Genomic DNA, 18,269 nt, shown 5'->3' with positions numbered 1-18,269 from the left:
GATGTGGAAACATGACAGTTAAGTGGGTTGATTGGGTAAAACAAATACAATCTATAGCTCAAGCGGGTTTAACGTATTCTAAAGATGTGTATGATATAGAGCGTTTCCAACAATTACGGGATATTTCCATTTCAATGATGTCACATTATACAAAGACAGATTGGGAAATAGTAGAGAAGTTATTTGCAAGTGAGACAGGCTATCAAACACCTAAAGTTGATATAAGGGCAGTCATTTTTCAAAATGAAAAACTATTATTTGTGAAAGAAAAAAGTGATGGGAAATGGGCATTGCCAGGTGGATGGGCTGATATCGGTTATACGCCGACAGAAGTAGCAGCAAAAGAAGTTTTAGAGGAGACGGGTTATGAAGTAGATGATTTTAAGCTACTCGCTATATTTGATAAAGAAAAACATCAACCATCGCCTTCAGCAACACATGTATATAAAATTTTTATTGGCTGTAAGATTGTTGGTGGTGAAAAGAAAATTAGTATTGAAACAGAAGATGTGGAGTTTTTTGGTGAGAATGAATTGCCTAATTTATCGATTGCTAGAAATACAGAAGCGCAAATTAAAGAAATGTTTGCCTACATGAAAGAACCTCAAAAAGAAACATTAATAGATTAATAATGCTTATGCCGATGCTATTGTTGAAATGAAGATATTGGCAAAATGCAACCTTTATGTAATAATGGGATGGTATGTGAAGAAAAAAGGAGATAGAAAATAAAATGTTAGCAAGCATAATAGATCAGTTATTGCAATTTTTTGCAAGCTTAGGTTACTTTGGAGTAGCACTAGCTTTAATGATTGAAATTATCCCGAGTGAAATTGTACTTTCGTATGCTGGATTTTTAGTAGCGGATGGTAAAATTAGTTTTGTCGGTGCAGTTATCGCCGGAACTATTGGTGGTACTTTAGCCCAAATCTTTTTATACTGGCTTGGATATTACGGAGGGCGTCCGGTTGTAGAGAAATATGGGAAATATCTACTTATTAATAAACACCATTTAGACATAGCGGAAGGTTGGTTTAAGCGTTACGGAGCAGGAGTAATCTTTTCTGCACGCTTTATCCCAGTCGTACGTCATGCAATCTCTATTCCAGCAGGATTAGCTAAAATGCCGTTAAAACTATTTACACTATATACAGTAGTTGCGATTATTCCATGGTCAATACTATTTATATACTTAGGTGAAAAGCTTGGTGGAAATTGGCGACACATTAAAGAGTATGCATCTGATTACACACATTACATAATTATAGGAGCTGTTCTCTTTGTTGCTCTATACTTCGGTTTAAAGTATTTAAAAAAGAAAAAAGCAGCGCGTTAAAGTCAATGATTTTTCATTGGCTTTTTTATTTGTTTCGGTTCTAAAAAAAAGGAGTTGTCCATAATGTGTAATAATAAAGCGTAGCGGAGGAATGTGATGAAAGGGTCACCGTTTATACGTGGAACGATATTTTTAACGATGGCAACGATGATATCTAAAATGTTAGGATTTATATATGTTATACCATTTACAGCAATGGTTGGTACGAGTGGTTACGTTTTATACACATATGCATATCGTCCTTATACGATTATGCTCAGCATTGCGACGATGGGACTACCACTTGCTGTTTCAAAAATGGTATCAAAATATGATCAACTGAATGATTATCATACGGTTAAGAGAGTGCTAAAGAGCGGTATCTTTTTTATGTTAATAATGGGAGTAATCTCATGTTTTACGCTATATATATTAGCTCCACATTTAGCTAAACTTGTAATCGATGGAAATGATCAAACAGGGAATAGTGTAGCAGCGGTCACTACTAATATCCAAATTGTAAGTTTTGCGTTAATACTTGTACCGGTAATGAGTTTATTAAGGGGATTCTTTCAAGGGTTTCAATCGATGGGGCCTTCTGCTTTAAGTGTAGTTGTTGAGCAGTTCTTTCGGGTCTTAACCATTTTAATAGGAAGCTTTGTCGTTTTATATATTTTAAAATCTTCTATCTCGCTAGCAGTTGGTATTTCAACGTTCGGTGCCTTTATGGGAGCGATAGGTGGATTAACTGTTTTAAGTGCGTATTACATAAGAAGGAGAAAGCACTTAAAGAAAAAAGAAATGGCGAGTATTCCGCAAACAACGAAATCTTTCTTCTCACTGTATAAGGAGCTCTTTACATATTCAATACCGTTTGTTGTAGTTGGTTTAGCAATCCCGTTGTATCAGACGATTGATACATTTACAATTAATAAACTACTTATACAAATAGGGTATATGCAAGGAGAAGCGGAGAAGATAAATGCAATAATTGGTCTTGTTCAGATGGTTGTACTCATCCCAGTTTCCGTTGCGACTGCTTTTAGTATGTCTCTCGTACCTGAGATGACAAAAGCTTATACAGCAGGGAATATGAAGTTACTGTACAAACATTTTACGAGAACGAATGTATTAGTAGTAGGTATTACGGTACCAGCGGCGATTGGAATGATGTTGTTAGCAAAACCAGTATATACTCTTTTATTTGGTGCCGGAAATGATCCGGAGATGGGGAGAGTTATTTTACAGTATTATGCTCCTGCCTGTATACTATTTTCGCTTTTTACAGTAACAGCTGCGATGTTACAAGGAATTAACCAACAACAGAAAACAGTGCTAGGATTAGTAATTGGCATTATTGTAAAGATAGTTTTAAATATCGTATTGCTTCCGCATTTCGATTATGTAAGTTTTATTATTTCAACATACGCTGGTTATACGATTTCAGTTGGCTTTAACTTGTGGATGCTTTCTAAATATGTTATAAAGGCAACATAAGCTTTTTAAGGCAGAGAGCACTCTGTCTTTTTCTTTTTTTAGAATATTTTTCTTATAAAAACGTTTTCAAAATAATTTTTCTATTGAAATTTAAACGTATGTTTCATATGCTGAGAATGGCGGTTCAAAAACTGTTATGTAAGAGAGGTAGATTCCTACATGTAAAAAGAATCGGGGTGATAGTATGTTAAATATTTATTTAACAGACCGAAACGGAAAACTACAAGAGGTTGAGGAAATGCAAAAGGGTTGCTGGATTAATGTACTTCATCCAACGGAAGAAGAAATTCAATATCTAGTACAAACTTTAAATGTAGACTTAGATTTTATTAAAGACCCTTTAGATGATGAAGAACGCTCTCGTATTGAAAAGGAAGACAATAATACCTTAATAATCGTGGATATTCCAACAGTTAGACATGATGAAGAAGGAAATTCGATTTATGACACGATTCCAATAGGTATGATTGTAATGCCAGATTGCTTTGTGACAATTTGTTTAGAAGAAAACCCAATTTTCGAACGCTTTATTAATCAACGTATTAAAGAATTTTATACGTTTAAAAAGACGCGCTTTGCACTTCAGCTCTTATATACGATTTCTACTTATTATTTAAGATACTTAAAGCAAATTAACAGAAAAACAATCGATTTAGAGCATCAATTAAATAAGTCGATGAAAAATAAAGAGATTTTCACATTGCTAGGCCTTGAAAAAAGTTTAGTTTACTTTACAACATCATTAAAGGCGAATAAAATTGTAATTCAAAAATTAATGCGTAACAGTACATTTTTAAAAATGTATGAAGACGATCAAGATTTATTAGAAGATGTATTAATTGAAAATAAACAGGCTATTGAAATGGCGGAAATATATAGTCACATTTTAAGTGGAATGATGAATACTTTTAGCTCCGTTATATCAAATAATTTAAATAGTGTTATGAAACTGTTAACGTCTATTACAATCATTTTATCGTTACCAACGATGGTTTCTAGTTTCTTTGGAATGAACGTAAAGGTTCCGTTTGAAGGGGAAGCACATGGTTTTGTAATTGTACTCATAATATGTGTAACACTATCTTTCACATTAGCGTTTGTTTTTTGGAAGAAACGTTACTTTTAACGAGAAGAAAGCTGCTCTAGCATAGTTATATAACTGCGCTAGAGCAGCTTTTTTGCTATGAAATCAAAAGTTTTGAATAGAATATAACTTATAAAATGTAATGTATATGAAGGAAGTGAATTCCGTATAAGTCTTGTCCAATTAATAAAATGGGGTTAAAATTACATATTGTTAATGAAAAGTTGGAGGAAATACATCATGGAATTGTTTCAATTACCGAAAGCATTCCTGCAAATGAATACAATCTTTATCTCCATATTGATCGAAGCACTTCCTTTTGTGCTGATAGGTGTATTTATTTCAGGATTCATTCAAATGTTTGTGACAGAAGATATGGTAGCGAAATGGATGCCGAAAAACCGATTTCTGTCTGTTTTAATGGCTACTTTTTTAGGTATGATGTTTCCAGGTTGTGAATGTGGAATCGTTCCGATTGTAAGGCGATTAATCGGAAAAGGGGTTCCGCCATATGCCGGGATTGCATTTATGTTAACTGGGCCAATTATTAATCCGGTCGTATTATTTGCAACATACGTTGCCTTTGGAAGTAGTATGCACATGGTATGGTATCGTTCTATCGTAGCGATTATCGTAGCAATTATCGTTGGAATTATATTATCATTTATGTTTAAAGAACATCAATTAAGAGATGATCACTTTCCAGAAGTGAATCATAAGCGTCCATTACGTAAGAAAATGTGGGATGTTTGTACACATGCTGTTGAGGAATTTTTCTCGATGGGAAAATACTTAGTATTAGGTGCGTTAATTGCAGCGGCAGTTCAAACGTTCGTACAAACTTCAACACTTCTTGCTATAGGACAAGGGCCGTTCTCTTCACCAGCTGTTATGATGGGACTAGCTTACATTTTATCACTTTGTTCAGAAGCGGATGCGTTTATTGCTTCGTCATTCCAAAGTACATTTTCAACAGCGTCACTTGTCGCGTTCCTCGTATATGGACCGATGGTGGATATTAAAAATATGTTTATGATGCTTGCGACGTTTAAAACGAAATTTGTAATTGTCGTTACAGTTACAGTTACACTTGTTGTTTATGCAAGCTCACTACTCATTTATGCGATGGGGTGGTAGGTTATGTTTCGAGCATATATATTATTAGGTTTTACAATCTTAATCGCGCAGCTTCATATTTCCGGTAATATTACGAAGTATATCAATATGAAGTATGCTTATTTATCAACAACAGCAGCTATTATTTTAGGGTTTTTAACGGTCGTTCAAATTATTATCGTATTCCAAAAAGAACATCAGAAAGAACAAGAAAAACAAGATTGTAGTTGTGATCATAGCCATTGCGGGCATGATCATTCAAAAGATGAGAATACATGGTGGAAAAAAGCATTTTCGTACTCATTGTTTTGTTTTCCGATTGTCTCAGGGCTGTTTTTCCCGATTGCAACGTTAGATTCAGATATCGTTAAGGCGAAAGGATTTCATTTTCCTGTTGCACAAGCAGAAAGTACAGATCCATTTATGACAAGGCAATTTCTAAGACCTGATACGAGCATTTATTACGGGAAAGAAGGATACCGTGGTGTAATGGAAAAGGGGAAAAAAGAGTTTGTTACGAAAGATAATATTACTTTAAAAGATGAAGATTTTCTAAAAGGGATGGAAACAATTTATAATTATCCTGGCGAGTTTACTGGGAAAAAATTATCTTTTAAAGGGTTTGTTTTCAAAGATGACTCTTCTCAAAAAGAACAATATTTCTTATTCCGTTTCGGGATTATACATTGTGTAGCGGATTCTGGTGTATATGGTATGTTAGTGAAAAAACCAGAAGGGGTAGAATGGAAAAATGATGATTGGATTCAAGTTGAAGGAGAAATATCAACGGAATTTTATCAGCCATTCCATGCAAATATCCCTGTATTAGAAGTAACGAAATGGAATAAGGTTGAACCGCCAAAAGAACAATATGTATTTAGAGGGGCCGATTGATAACATCGGTTCTTTTTTGTGGACTAAGAGTTCTGAATGTTGTTAATATTAAGCGTGTAGTGATAGTAAGCTCATACCGTTCTAGTGTTAATGGGAAATGGGACTCTTACCGAACTTCTTTGCTCCAGCCAAATTTTGTGGTGGGAGTCTTAATGTCTGCAAATAGCGGGTTAAATAATCAAAGAGGTGATAACAATGACTGAAGTAAAAGGGAAAACAGCTAATGAGTCTAGAGTGTTTAAAACGAGCCGAGTATTTCCAACAGATTTAAACGATCATAATACGCTATTTGGTGGGAAGATATTAGCCGAGATGGATATGGTTGCTTCTATTTCAGCAACGAGGCATGCAAGAAAAGAATGTGTCACAGCATCTATGGATTGGGTAGATTTCTTACATCCTGTTCGCTCTTCAGATTGTGTTAGTTATGAATCTTTTGTAATTTGGACGGGTAGAACTTCTATGGAAGTATTTGTGAAGGTAGTAGCAGAAGATTTAATTTCGGGTGAGAAACGTATAGCAGCAACGTCATTTGTTACTTTTGTTGCACTTAGTAAGGAAAATAATCCGGTTCCTGTGCCGCGAGTTATCCCTGAAACAGAAGAAGAGAAAGAATTACATCGCATTGCAGTGTTACGTGCAGAACAACGCCATATACGTAAGGCGGAGAGTAAGAAAGTAGCTACATTATTAACTTTTTGAGTTGAATATGTAGTCGTTAAAGGTACAATAACAAACGGAAATGTTTTTCATATGAAAAGCGGACACCTAAAAATAGGTGTCCGCTTTTATAGTTTTTTCATCCACATATCATATGACGATAACTACTTAGCAGAAGCAAGCAGCACCGACGATGATTAAGAGGATAAATAATACGACTAATAGCGCGAATCCATTACCATGTGCGAAGCCCATTGTTATTTCCTCCTTTTATTTTAAGATACAACATACAATATGCAAATGAGCTATCGTTTGATATGGACATATATCATGTAATGACATATTTTCTTGAATGATATTGTATTAAAAAAGGGAAGATATAGAAATAACAGTAAGTGGAGGAAGGGAAATATCCATGAAACACTTTTTCGTTGTAATCCTTTGTTTAATAGGTGTATTCATTTGGATGAACATCGATGTGGAAATGGGGAAAAAAATGGCTAGTGAATATGAATTAGGGCAAGTTCGATTAGGTGAATTTCAACTATATACGAACGGTGAAGAGTTATATACGAAATTATTTGAGGATATACGTAATGCAGAAAAGTACATATATATCCATTTTTATATTGTAGGTAAGGATGAAATAAGCAAAGAGTTTTTGCAGTTGCTCGAGAAAAAGGCATCGAGTGGAGCAGAAGTAAAATTGTCAGTTGATCGAATAGGTGGATATAAGCTGAAGAAAAAGATAATTCGTCAACTAAAAAGCAATGGTGTCCAGTTTACGTTTAGTAAAAAACCTAAATTGAAACATTTATTTTATTCGTTGCATCAACGAAACCATAGACGCATTGTTACGATAGATGGAAAAATATCATATATCGGCGGCTTTAACATTGGAAAGGAGTACCTTGGACAAGATCCGAAATTTGGTCCGTGGCGTGATTATCATGTGCGAGTCAACGGGAATGGTGCTAAAGATATGGAAAGAAAATTTGCTGCTGACTGGAAAGAAGATACGGGAGAAAAAATGCCTATACATAAAAGTCTACCTGCAATTGGGCATGTAAAATATCAATATTTATTTTCAGATGGAAAAGGGTTATGGGAAAAATATGGAGCGCTTTTAAAGCAGGCTAAAAAGTCTTTAATTATTGCTACGCCATATTTTGTACCAAGTAAAGAAATGATGAAAGAGTTAAAAGGTGCATTAAACCGAGGTGTCAATGTGAAAATTCTCGTACCATTTAAAAGCGACGCAGTATTGTTAAAACAAGCTGCCTATCCGTATTTGAGAGAGATGAACCATGCTGGAGCGGAGATCTATCAATATCGGAATGGTTTTTTTCATGGGAAAGTAACAATCATTGATGGAGAAATTGTTGATATAGGTACAGCGAATTTTGATAATAGAAGTTTTTATTTAAATTGTGAATCTAACTGTATCATATATGATACAACAGTTGTTGCTGACGTATGGAACCGATTAAAAGAAGACTTTCATAAATCAAAAAGATTTTCAGAAGAAGATTTTGAGAAAATTAGTAAGTGGGATTGGTTTTTAGCAAGAATAGCAAATGTTATAGCATCATATTTATAACATATAGACAAAAGAGAAGGGAGGTATTTTCATGGATTGTATGAAAGAATTAATGAGGTATAGTTATATGCTTATTTATAAGGTTGGGGAGTATACAGGGGAGGTAAGAGACGAAGAATTAAAAGAGCTATTACAGCATCATTTACCATATATGTTGCAAGCGTATAATGAACAAGTGAATTTTCAAGAAGGAGAGAATGTACAGCATATAACTTGTGAACCAATTTCATTTCATTTTCATGAAATGGAAAAGGAAACTGATAGTAAATATACAGGGGATATCCATATTGCAACTTGTTATATTTCGCATTTAAAACGGTTAGCACTAAAGTTCGCTCAAGTGGCAGTTGAAGTTGCGAATCCAGAATTCCGCTCGTTTTTAGAAAATTGCTTCCTGAAAATGAATCGTTATGCCTATAGTGTATGGCAATATGTTGTGAAGAAAGAGTATAAGATTAAACATGTTTATGAAAATGAGAAGTTTGCATAAGAAACTAAGGCGGAAAGATAGGCGCCTTAGTTTTTTACTTTTCATGGAGAAAAAAAGACTAGGTGTACATATCTATTATTAGAAAATTTACAAATATTTACCGTTTATTTACTATTTTTCAATCTTTTCTTTAAAAATAGAGAGTAATATGGGGGTTGTACATATTCTATCTAAAGGAGGAAACGCAAATGAACAAATGGGTTAAATCATTAACTGCTATGGCACTTGCAAGTTCTTTATTAATGGTAGGTTGTAGTAAAGGTGAGGACAAGAAGAAAGAAGACGATACAACAACACAACAAGAGGACAAAAAGGATAAAGAAACAAGTGGAACTGAGAAGTCTACAGATTCTAAAGAAAAGAAATAAAGTGAAACTTTAATCAGTGGGGCATCCCCCACTGATTATTAGTTGAACCAATCGGGCTTTTACGGGCAGTTGATCCCCATCTAACTTCTTTGTTTTTACTGAATTTTGAGGTGGGGTCTTACTGCCCGTTAAAGCGGGGTAAAATAATAATAGAGCTTCCTCTTATATAGGAGGAAGCTTTTTTGTTGTAAATTGATTGAGATTATTGAAAAATAGAGGGAGAATGAAATAGGGGGAAAACAAATGAAAGTATGTATATTAGGAGCAACAGGTCGAGTAGGTTCAAATATAATAAAATTAGCATTAAAGGATGCAGCTGAAGTAACTGCATTAGCACGTGATTTAAATAGAATAGAAATACAACATGAAAGGTTACGAGTAATAGAAGGTAATGTACTAAATGAAAATGATATAAAGAAAGCGATAGAAGGAAACGATATAGTAATAAGTGCACTTGGTACGGATCGAAATGGAACGTTAGCGAAGAGTATGCCACAAATTATAAAGCAAATGGAAGAAGAAGGGGTACATAAAATCATTACAATAGGAACAGCAGGTATTTTACAAGCAAGAACAAATCTAAATTTATATCGTTTTCAATCAGCTGAATCGAAAAGGAAAATGACAACAGCAGCAGAAGATCATTTAGCTGCATATAAGATACTTAGTAGTAGTAATTTATGTTGGACGGTCGTTTGTCCGACGCATTTAATAGACGGTGATGTGACAGGAGTGTATCGAACTGAAAAAGATGTATTACCAGAAGGGGGAGTGAAAATAACAGTTGGTGATACAGCGCAATTTACGTGGAATCTGTGTAGTGAAAACAAATATGAGAATAGTCGAGTAGGTATTTCATATTAAAAAAACCATCCCGAAATTGGGATGGTTAAAAGATGATATAACATACAAATATGAGAATCATAATGATTTGGAGAATAGCTTTCGCTACTGTGCTGCTTAAAAAACCAACTACAGTAGCAACTCCTACTAGAAAGGCGTCTTTTGGCGCTTTTTTATGCATTAGTTCTGTAATAAATACCGATAAGAACGGTATGATAATTAAACCGAATGGTGGGAAGAAGAAAGATCCGACAATAATAGAAATCATACCGACACGCTCTCCCCATTTAGAACTCCCATATTTCTTTAAGAAATATCCATTTGCAATAAAATCAGCAATGAAAATAAATAGTGTGAAAATGACTTGAATAATCCAAAAGGAAGTTGTTAGTTCTCCGCCATTTATACCAAAATGGTAAATTAAATACCCAGCCCAGACAGCAAGGATGCCTGGAATGATAGGATAAATAAAGGCGAGAAATGAAACAATGAAACAGGCAATAATACAGATTGTTAATAATACTGTCACTTTATAACTCCTTCTTCGTGTCTAATTTATGTACCGCAATTTTTTTCACTTGATGTCCATCAAGTTCTAGTGTTTTAAATTGAAAACCGGCAAATTCAATGGAATAACCAGCTTCAATATTTAAATCAACTGCTTGAGAGAGGAGCCAGCCTCCAATTGTATCTAAATCGCTATCATCAATATGCAGGCCAAACATATCATTTACTTCAGAAATGAGCACCTTCCCATCTAAAACAGTAAGCTTCGGCGTACGTTTTTCAATCATAGGTGATTCATCCGCATCAAACTCATCTTGAATTTCTCCAATGATTTCTTCAAGAATATCTTCCATTGTTAAAAGTCCAGCAGTACCACCATATTCATCCATAATGATTGCCATCTGAACGCGATTCTTTTGTAGATGTACTAATGTTTTGCGAATTGGAACAGTTTCAAATACAGTTAGTACTGGATGTATGTAAGATTCAAGTGGTTTATGAATGCCTTTCGTTTGATCGTGAAATACTTCTTTCGTATTGATCATACCGATGATATCATCTTTATCTTTTTCGATGATCGGATAGCGTGTATACTTTTCAGTTGCGACGATATCCATATTCTCTTCTAACGTATTTTCAGTAGATAAGCAAATCATTTCTGTACGAGGGACCATAATTTCTTTCGCGACCCGGTCGTCAAATTCAAAAATATTATTTACATATTTATATTCGGTTTGGTTTATTTCGCCGCTTTTGAAACTTTCACCTAAAATGAGTCGTAGTTCCTCTTCAGAATGGGCAAGTTCATTTTCTTTCGCAGGCTCTAAACCGAGTAGTTTTGTGAAAAAGATTGCCGTACTATTAAGTAGCCAAATGAAAGGATACATAATTTTATCAAATAAAATAAGTGGTCGTGCAAACTTAAGTGTGATTGCTTCAGCTTTTTGAATGGCGAAAGACTTTGGAACTAATTCACCTAATACAACATGGAAAAATGTAATAACACTAAAAGCAATAATAAAGGATAAAGTATTCGCCATTGTTCCAGTAATATTAATCTTTTCAAAGAGCGGTCGTAGTAAATGTTCCACAGTCGGTTCACCAAGCCAACCAAGCCCTAAAGAAGTAATCGTAATCCCGAGCTGACAAGCTGATAAATAAACATCTAAATTAGATAGGACACTTCTTGCAGCTAAAGCTTGTTTATTGCCTTCATTTGCAAGTTGGTCAATGCGACTTTTTCGTACTTTTACAACAGCGAATTCTGATGCAACGAAAAAGCCGGAAATAAGGATGAGCACAAAGATGAGAAAAATATTTAATATGTCCAAGTGTGTTCTCTATTCCGTAGTTTGGAATAAAGATGTCACCTCCTGCGATTATGTTATGCTTTTATAATAAATCCAAACGAAAAGAATAGTCAAAGAAAAAGGGTAAATATTGGTATGTTTCTGCAATAGTTTTTGAATTTGCTGTTATTTTGTCCGCTATACAAAAGGAATAACCCCCTACTTTCAGATTATAGAGGGTTATTTCAAATTAAGGTTTTGGAATACTTCTCGTTAAAGCGTATGATTGTTGTGTAACGTGATTTGTCGTCCATAGTGTTTGAAGGAAAGAGAGTATGCAATACGGGATATACAAAAGTAATAAGCTAATTGTAACAATAACAGGTGCATTTCCACCGAATTGAACGACAAATTGCAATAGTCCGCTTGCATGAAAAACGCATTCCATAATAACGAATGAAAGAATAATGGAACCTAGAATAGATTTGTGATTCGAAGTAAGCGCTAAAAACAATGTATCTACAAGGAAAGAAGATTGTTTTATTTCATATTCATTGGTGTTACTTAAGAAAGGAACCCACTTTTTTATTGCTTGCATAACGATAATCATAGAAGTACTACAAACGATGATAAAAGATGAGTAGTAAGGAAGCTTTATCAATTTTGCGATGTATAGGAGTAGTAATAAGACTGAGCATTGTAATAATACAGTACAAAAAGAGTACGGTATCCATTTTAATAAAGAAGTGAACTTCTTAACCGATTGAGGTGCTTTAAAAAATAAATGGCCGATCCCTAAGCTGATAAAGAATCCGATTGCAAGAGTAAAGGTAAAACGAACAATCGATAAAAAATATATTTCCCATATGTAAGGGAATAACGGTGTTGAATGATTAGAAGTGTTAACCATTTGATTTGCTGAGAAAAAGATAGATTCGTGCATCCAATCAATCTTTGGAATTGTCATAGAAGAAAGTTGTGCGAAGTTATGAAAAATGCTTATAAAGCCAGTTATGTATGAGTATTTATGTGTAATGAATAATGCAGGAATAGGACTAATGATAAATATAATGAGAACACCAACGATAAATTTACATATATGTGAGCGCAATAAAGACATGTAATCACCTACTCTTAGAATATTCAGAAAATTCTTATTCTTATTTTAGCTTTTTTCGGCGTAAGTTACAATATATTTTTCTTAAAGAAATTTAGTATTGTAGGGGATATAAGTGAATGAAACGTGAATAAATTATGACAAGAAAATGAATAATTTTCAGAAAAGTAAAATAAATTATTTATTTTTTTCTGAAAATATAATATAGTTATGGCACAGAAAGTATTTTAACATAAGGAGGCTGTTTATGAGGATTAAAGGGAATTATGTGCCGAAAAGGGAAGTTTTATTTTGCTCAAGTTCAATTACGATAGGAGAAGCACTGGAGCATTTAAATAAAACTGGGTATCGTTGTGTACCCGTTTTAGATGAAAAAAAAGAGAAATATTTAGGGAATGTATACAAAGTAGATATTTTAGAATATAAAGGTTCGCTTGAAGAGAGTGTAGTACAATTATTAAACGATAAAGAAGGTTATGTTAGAGAAGATTCTTCGTTCTTTAAAGTATTTTTTACAATAAAAAAATTACCTTATTTATCAGTAGTTGATGAAAATGGAGTCTTTCTTGGAATTTTAACGCATAAAAAGGTTTTCGAGTTATTAGAAGATGCTTGGGGCGTTCATTCTAGTAAATATTCTGTCATGATTGGGACACAAGATTATAATGGGGCCATTCAAAAATTATCGACAGTATTAAAGAAATATACAGGTATCCAAAGTTTAATGACTTTTGATAATGACGCCTTATTAGTTCGGAGAATTATGTTTACATTAGGAGAAGAGTTTAACGACGGTGAATTAGAGACGTTACTGAAAGATTTAGAAGATCACGGATTTAGAGTTGTGTATGTGGAAGAGATGAAAAATCCACGCGAAGTTGAAACGATAGAGTAACATGCAAAAGCCATCTAATTATGTTGGATGGTTTTTGTTATGTTACTTGAATAAAGTTATTTAAAAATAATGATAGGATAAAAGTCGAGATTGTAACAATATTTGTGTAAAAGAATAAAAAATGTAGATAATTTTGATTTTCAAAAAAATCAATTTGAAAATATGTTTTTATTTTTCAACTAAATATGTTACTATATGTGTGATAAAAACAAAGAGGTCTGACAACTATACTCCACGCAATACCACTCTAATGAGTTAAATATTCAAAAAAATCAAAAATCAAAAATTAATAATTAGAGTAAAAATAAGGGGAATGGAGAAATTATGGAGAAAGACACTGCTTTGTAAGGGGCATATTTTATCAGCTTGAGCAGAGAGGAGGATGCATAGCATATTGTGAAAATAGAGATAAACAATGAAAAAGTGCTATGCAAATGAAAAGTATGAAGGGACGTTTAAGGCCAGGTGATACGGTAGCAATCGGTTTAATGTTATTTGCACTATTTTTAGGAGCAGGAAATTTAATTTTCCCACCAGTTTTAGGGCAACAAGCTGGAGAGAATGTTTGGATTGCTACAATTGGATTCCTTGTGACGGGAGTCGGATTACCCCTATTAGCTGTAACAGCTGTCGCGTTTGTAGAGGGGGACTTGAAAGCGCTATCTTCTAGAGTTCACCCAATATTCGCGTTTATTTTCCCATTGATTAGTTATTTAGCAATTGGACCATTTTTCGCGATTCCGCGTACTGGAGCCGTTTCATTTGAAATGGGTATGAAGCCATTTTTATCAGAGGCATTGGTTTCCGAATGGTACATGCTATTTCTTTTCACGATAGTTTTCTTCGGAATAACTTGGTATTTATCATTAAATCCATCTAAATTAGTGGATTGGTTCGGAAAATTTCTTACCCCATTGTTAGTATTGATTGTTGCTGTTATTGTTGGAAAGGCAATTATTGATCCAATTGGAGAACCAGTTGCGCCGCTAGCAGCATACAAAGAAAATGCTTTCTTTGGTGGATTTATACAAGGATATTTAACGATGGATGCAATTAGTGCGCTTGTATTTGGAATTGTCGTTGTACAAGTTATCCGTTCTAAAGGAATAAAAGAAAGTAGTCAAGTTGCAAAAATAACAGTAGTATCAGGTATTATTGCAGTACTTGGTTTAACGTTAATTTATTTATCACTTGCTTATCTTGGTTCAACAAGTACATCACTTGGTGTATCAGAGAATGGTGGACTTATTTTAACGAATGTTGTAAATGAGTTATATGGAACAAGTGGTAAAATTTTATTAGGACTTGTTATTATACTTGCTTGTTTAACAACTTCTGTTGGATTAACATCAGCTTGTGCTGGCTTTTTTACAAACTTATTCCCTAAACTTTCGCATAAAGCGATTGTAACGATGGTATGTGTGTTTAGTTTAATTGTATCTAACCTAGGTTTAACACAATTAATCACAGTTACTTTACCAGTGTTAATGATCATTTATCCAGTTGCAATCGTATTAATCGTACTTTCTTACTTCCATAAATGGATTGGGAAGCGTAATACCATTTATATTGGAGCTATTTTAGGCGCATTGTTAATTAGTTTCTTTAACGGTTTAGAAAGTGCGAACATTAAAATTGACGCGATTTCTAACGTACTACAAATGTTACCATTATATAATGAAGGAATAGGATGGTTAATCCCATCATGTATTGGCGGGATTCTTGGTTTCTTCTTCTATAAATCAAATGAATCAAGTGAACTACAAAAGAAAGGTGCTTAGGCGCCTTTCTTTTTTTAAAGGGGATTTTATTGTTTTGTCTAAGTAATAAATGGGAGGAATGATAAAATGGCTAATTTTGAAGATTTTTTAGCTTTGGATTTACGAATTGGAACTGTAACACATGCAGAGGAATTTAAAGAAGCAAGAGTTCCAGCGATTAAACTAGAAATTGATTTTGGAGAGCTTGGAATTAAGCAGTCAAGTGCTCAAATTACGAAGAGATATACCCCAGAAGATTTAATCGGTCAGCAAATCGTTGCTGTTGTAAATTTTCCGCCAAAACGTGTAGCTGGATTTAAATCAGAAGTGCTTGTTTTAGGGGGAGTACCTGAAGCCGATGATGTCGTATTACTTCAGCCCAATATGGAATTACCAAATGGAACGAAAATTAGTTAGTGTAAAGGCGGGGGAACATGGATATTGGACGAGAATATTTACAATGTGCCATTTCGAATTTTGAAGCAACAAAGAAACAAGGGGAACGGGTGCTTTCTCAATTATCATATGAACAGATTGAATGGTCTTCTCATGAAGCAACAAATAGTATAGCGGTTATTATAAAGCATCTGCAAGGTAATATGCGTTCTAGATGGACGGATTTTTTAACATCTGATGGTGAAAAAATAGATCGTAACCGAGACGCTGAATTTGAAGATGGTTATCATTCTAAGGAAGAGGTTCTCGCAGCATGGAATGAAGGATGGGAATATGTTTTGAAAACGATGCATGTGCTAACGCCAGAAGATTTATTACAGACGGTATATATTCGTGGTGAAGCACATACTGTCATGCAAGCAATTGAAAGACAAATTTCTCATTATGCTTTGCATATTGGACAGATTATTTACATTGGGAAGATGTTAAAAGAAAATGAGTGGGAATGTCTAAGTATTCCTAGAGGACAGTCTGCACGTTATGTAGAGAAAAAACGTTCAACATAATAATAGGAAAGAAACCGATATAAAATGGGAAATAAGAAAATCACCCAAATAATAGATGGTTCTGTAATCATAAGCATGCTGCCAAAAATAAGTCCGTATATAATAAGAAAGAAATTAAAAAGCGTATTTACAGGGATAAATCGTGAGATGAACACTTGCTGTCGTTTAAAGCAATCACTGTGAAATAAATAAAAGCGGAAGTACGATGTGGCAATAATAAGATCTTTCTTTCGCACAATTCTTTTTTTGCATGTATGACAGATGAATGGTGGTTGCATTTTATTACGCTCCATTTTTTATTTTCGTAATAACGTAAGACAAGATTAAGTGCAAGGTATATATCCCTATATATGCTCCTGATATAAGAAAAAATGGATTTAGTAAAATTCCATGAATGCTTGTCATGAAAACTAAATCTTGTATTAAAACATCATATATATTAATAGAAATAATTGTACCGAGTACATAAAGTGCTAAGTACGCTGAAATATGTAAAGCAACACGGATTGTAGGATGCTTAGCAAGCCAATAAAAAATAAATGATAGTACAATGGGTAATGTTCCTATTAGTAGCTTCAATTCATTTCACCTCATTAACAATATAGCCGGAATTTAGACGGTCTATTCTCTAGAGCTTGTACATAACTTGAAATAGAGAGGGTGATAGTATGAATCGAGGCTTTTTTTATGTGAAGTTCACAAGTGTACGTAAGTTAGTTTTATTTATTATTACTACAGTACTAGCGACTTTTTTTCTTATTAGTATGATGGTAACCTCTATGAAAGAGACAAAGTCAACGTATTTATATAATTGGTTAAATGAGTTATCGATGAATGGTTACATGTACGTTCTTGGGAAAGAGAATCATTATTTTACACAGGAGTATCGAAATTTAAATCAAGATTTTTCAATTTCTTCGTTTCTCTTTTCTATGGCTACGAATATTCGTTTTAATGATGTACGCAGTTTTGTCGGAAAAGAGCTACCTGGTTTTGGAAAGTACGATACAGAAATTGTTATTGCGGGTGAAGGGACAAATTACTCTAACTTACCGATAGAGTCGAGTGTTCCGCTTGAAGAAGTGGTAAAAGAACGAACTGGTGAAGGTGGACAGGCTCAAAAGCCGAATACGAACAAAGAGAAAAAGCAACCGGCTCAAACAACAGGAAAAAGACAAGTTGCGCTTATTTATCATTCGCATAGTTGGGAATCTTATTTGCCGTTACTAAATTTAGCAAACGATCCAAATCCGAATAAAGCAACAAGTTCCGTCACTAATATTTCAATAGTGGGCGATCGATTTCGTGAACAATTAGAAAGTGAAGGGATAGGAGCTACTAACGACAAGACTGATGTCGGCCAAAAGTTGATTAGTAAAGGGTTAAATAGTAATAGTTCTTACAAAGTGTCACGGGAAATTGTACAAGAAGCAATGACAGGTAATAAAGAACTGCAGTACTTCTTTGACTTGCATCGTGATAGTGCTCGGAAAAATGTCACGACAAAAGCAATTGGAGATAAATCATATGCAAAGCTTGCTTTCGTAATAGGGAAAGGCAATAAAAATTATGAAAAGAACTTACAATTAGCAACAGCTCTTCATGAGGAAATTAATAAGAAATATCCAGGAGTGAGTCGTGGTGTCATTCAAAAAGGATTCCAAACAGGAAATGGTGTCTACAATCAAGACTTATCAGGACAAGCGATATTAATTGAAGTTGGTGGCGTAGATAATACGGAGGAAGAACTAAATCGATCAATTGATGTACTTGCTAAAGCGTTTGGTGAATATTTCTGGCAGGCGGAAAAGGTGAATGGATAAAATGAAACATAAATTAGTGGGAGAGTCTGAAAAAACGTGAGTGTAAAGC

22 protein-coding genes are annotated in these 18,269 nt (G+C 34.1%); 16 read left to right on the top strand and 6 right to left on the bottom strand.

Features of this window, described 5'->3' with window-relative positions; all coding sequences use genetic code 11:
- Positions 1-11 precede the first annotated feature (11 nt).
- The 7 genes from AC1Q8N_RS06180 to AC1Q8N_RS06150 all read left to right on the top strand — a co-directional run bounded on the left by AC1Q8N_RS06180 (position 12) and on the right by AC1Q8N_RS06150 (position 6,608).
- The gene (locus AC1Q8N_RS06180) at positions 12-629 is read left to right on the top strand and encodes an NUDIX hydrolase N-terminal domain-containing protein (RefSeq protein ID WP_048543128.1); all 618 of its coding nucleotides are present in this window, start codon (positions 12-14) and stop codon (positions 627-629) included.
- A 104-nt stretch (positions 630-733) separates the two neighbouring features.
- Entirely contained in the window at positions 734-1,336 is a 603-nt protein-coding gene (gene uptA, locus AC1Q8N_RS06175) for an undecaprenyl phosphate transporter UptA (protein WP_000881203.1), read from the top strand.
- 96 nt (positions 1,337-1,432) lie between these two features.
- Positions 1,433-2,812: a putative polysaccharide biosynthesis protein gene (locus AC1Q8N_RS06170; RefSeq protein WP_048543127.1), complete on the top strand. Its 1,380-nt coding sequence runs from the start codon at positions 1,433-1,435 to the stop codon at positions 2,810-2,812.
- Between the two features lie 184 nt (positions 2,813-2,996).
- The gene (locus AC1Q8N_RS06165; RefSeq protein ID WP_000932392.1) at positions 2,997-3,938 is read left to right on the top strand and encodes a magnesium transporter CorA family protein; all 942 of its coding nucleotides are present in this window, start codon (positions 2,997-2,999) and stop codon (positions 3,936-3,938) included.
- Positions 3,939-4,136: 198 nt separating this feature from the next.
- A complete protein-coding gene (locus tag AC1Q8N_RS06160) occupies positions 4,137-5,033 on the top strand; it encodes a permease (RefSeq protein ID WP_000418724.1) in 897 nt (298 codons plus the stop codon).
- Between the two features lie 3 nt (positions 5,034-5,036).
- Positions 5,037-5,906, top strand: a complete 870-nt coding sequence (locus AC1Q8N_RS06155) for a TIGR03943 family putative permease subunit (RefSeq protein ID WP_048543124.1) — start codon at positions 5,037-5,039, stop codon at positions 5,904-5,906.
- A 195-nt stretch (positions 5,907-6,101) separates the two neighbouring features.
- A complete protein-coding gene (locus AC1Q8N_RS06150) occupies positions 6,102-6,608 on the top strand; it encodes an acyl-CoA thioesterase (protein WP_000141167.1) in 507 nt (168 codons plus the stop codon).
- A gap of 126 nt (positions 6,609-6,734) precedes the next feature.
- Here AC1Q8N_RS06150 and AC1Q8N_RS06145 read toward each other — a convergent pair whose 3' ends face one another.
- Positions 6,735-6,821: a YjcZ family sporulation protein gene (locus AC1Q8N_RS06145; protein WP_000505094.1), complete on the bottom strand. Its 87-nt coding sequence runs from the start codon at positions 6,819-6,821 to the stop codon at positions 6,735-6,737.
- A gap of 160 nt (positions 6,822-6,981) precedes the next feature.
- Between AC1Q8N_RS06145 and cls the strand changes: the two genes are divergently transcribed.
- From cls to AC1Q8N_RS06125, 4 genes are all read left to right on the top strand, one after another.
- Positions 6,982-8,166 (top strand): cardiolipin synthase, encoded by a 1,185-nt coding sequence (cls, locus tag AC1Q8N_RS06140; RefSeq protein WP_141497543.1) that lies wholly within the window; start codon positions 6,982-6,984, stop codon positions 8,164-8,166.
- A gap of 31 nt (positions 8,167-8,197) precedes the next feature.
- Complete coding sequence (locus tag AC1Q8N_RS06135; protein ID WP_048543118.1) at positions 8,198-8,656, top strand: spore coat protein; 459 nt, start codon at positions 8,198-8,200, stop codon at positions 8,654-8,656.
- 188 nt (positions 8,657-8,844) lie between these two features.
- Positions 8,845-9,024 (top strand): hypothetical protein, encoded by a 180-nt coding sequence (locus AC1Q8N_RS06130; RefSeq protein ID WP_001045960.1) that lies wholly within the window; start codon positions 8,845-8,847, stop codon positions 9,022-9,024.
- Between the two features lie 243 nt (positions 9,025-9,267).
- Positions 9,268-9,888, top strand: coding sequence for an NAD(P)-dependent oxidoreductase (locus AC1Q8N_RS06125; RefSeq protein ID WP_048543116.1), 621 nt, complete (start codon positions 9,268-9,270; stop codon positions 9,886-9,888).
- Between the two features lie 25 nt (positions 9,889-9,913).
- Here AC1Q8N_RS06125 and AC1Q8N_RS06120 read toward each other — a convergent pair whose 3' ends face one another.
- From AC1Q8N_RS06120 to AC1Q8N_RS06110, 3 genes are all read right to left on the bottom strand, one after another.
- Positions 9,914-10,396, bottom strand: a complete 483-nt coding sequence (locus AC1Q8N_RS06120) for a DUF456 domain-containing protein (RefSeq protein ID WP_000217333.1) — start codon at positions 10,394-10,396, stop codon at positions 9,914-9,916.
- Position 10,397: 1 nt separating this feature from the next.
- Positions 10,398-11,705, bottom strand: coding sequence for a hemolysin family protein (locus tag AC1Q8N_RS06115; RefSeq protein WP_048543114.1), 1,308 nt, complete (start codon positions 11,703-11,705; stop codon positions 10,398-10,400).
- A gap of 208 nt (positions 11,706-11,913) precedes the next feature.
- Complete coding sequence (locus AC1Q8N_RS06110) at positions 11,914-12,783, bottom strand: hypothetical protein (RefSeq protein WP_048543110.1); 870 nt, start codon at positions 12,781-12,783, stop codon at positions 11,914-11,916.
- Between the two features lie 244 nt (positions 12,784-13,027).
- On the opposite strand from AC1Q8N_RS06110, the gene cbpA reads away from it, so the two are divergent.
- The 4 genes from cbpA (at position 13,028) to AC1Q8N_RS06090 (ending at position 16,397) form a co-directional block, all read left to right on the top strand.
- Complete coding sequence (gene cbpA / locus AC1Q8N_RS06105; RefSeq protein WP_001220512.1) at positions 13,028-13,675, top strand: cyclic di-AMP binding protein CbpA; 648 nt, start codon at positions 13,028-13,030, stop codon at positions 13,673-13,675.
- Positions 13,676-14,118: 443 nt separating this feature from the next.
- A complete protein-coding gene (gene brnQ4, locus AC1Q8N_RS06100) occupies positions 14,119-15,456 on the top strand; it encodes a branched-chain amino acid transport system II carrier protein BrnQ4 (RefSeq protein WP_395940533.1) in 1,338 nt (445 codons plus the stop codon).
- A gap of 66 nt (positions 15,457-15,522) precedes the next feature.
- The gene (gene csaA, locus AC1Q8N_RS06095) at positions 15,523-15,852 is read left to right on the top strand and encodes a chaperone CsaA (RefSeq protein ID WP_048543106.1); all 330 of its coding nucleotides are present in this window, start codon (positions 15,523-15,525) and stop codon (positions 15,850-15,852) included.
- Positions 15,853-15,869: 17 nt separating this feature from the next.
- Complete coding sequence (locus tag AC1Q8N_RS06090) at positions 15,870-16,397, top strand: DUF1572 domain-containing protein (protein ID WP_000351092.1); 528 nt, start codon at positions 15,870-15,872, stop codon at positions 16,395-16,397.
- Here AC1Q8N_RS06090 and AC1Q8N_RS06085 read toward each other — a convergent pair.
- Both AC1Q8N_RS06085 and AC1Q8N_RS06080 read right to left on the bottom strand, forming a co-directional pair.
- A complete protein-coding gene (locus tag AC1Q8N_RS06085; RefSeq protein ID WP_048543104.1) occupies positions 16,370-16,675 on the bottom strand; it encodes a hypothetical protein in 306 nt (101 codons plus the stop codon). The genes AC1Q8N_RS06090 and AC1Q8N_RS06085 overlap by 28 nt on opposite strands.
- Before the next feature lie 4 nt (positions 16,676-16,679).
- Entirely contained in the window at positions 16,680-16,976 is a 297-nt protein-coding gene (locus tag AC1Q8N_RS06080; protein ID WP_048543102.1) for a hypothetical protein, read from the bottom strand.
- A gap of 89 nt (positions 16,977-17,065) precedes the next feature.
- Here AC1Q8N_RS06080 and spoIIP point away from each other — a divergent pair, with 89 nt between their 5' ends.
- Positions 17,066-18,220, top strand: a complete 1,155-nt coding sequence (gene spoIIP / locus AC1Q8N_RS06075; protein ID WP_048543100.1) for a stage II sporulation protein SpoIIP — start codon at positions 17,066-17,068, stop codon at positions 18,218-18,220.
- Positions 18,221-18,269: the final 49 nt, after the last annotated feature.

This window comes from Bacillus sp. GW823-FHT06B01, from assembly GCF_058952315.1.
Note: the sequence above shows the minus strand (reverse complement) of the source record. Positions and strands in the feature narration are given on the sequence as shown.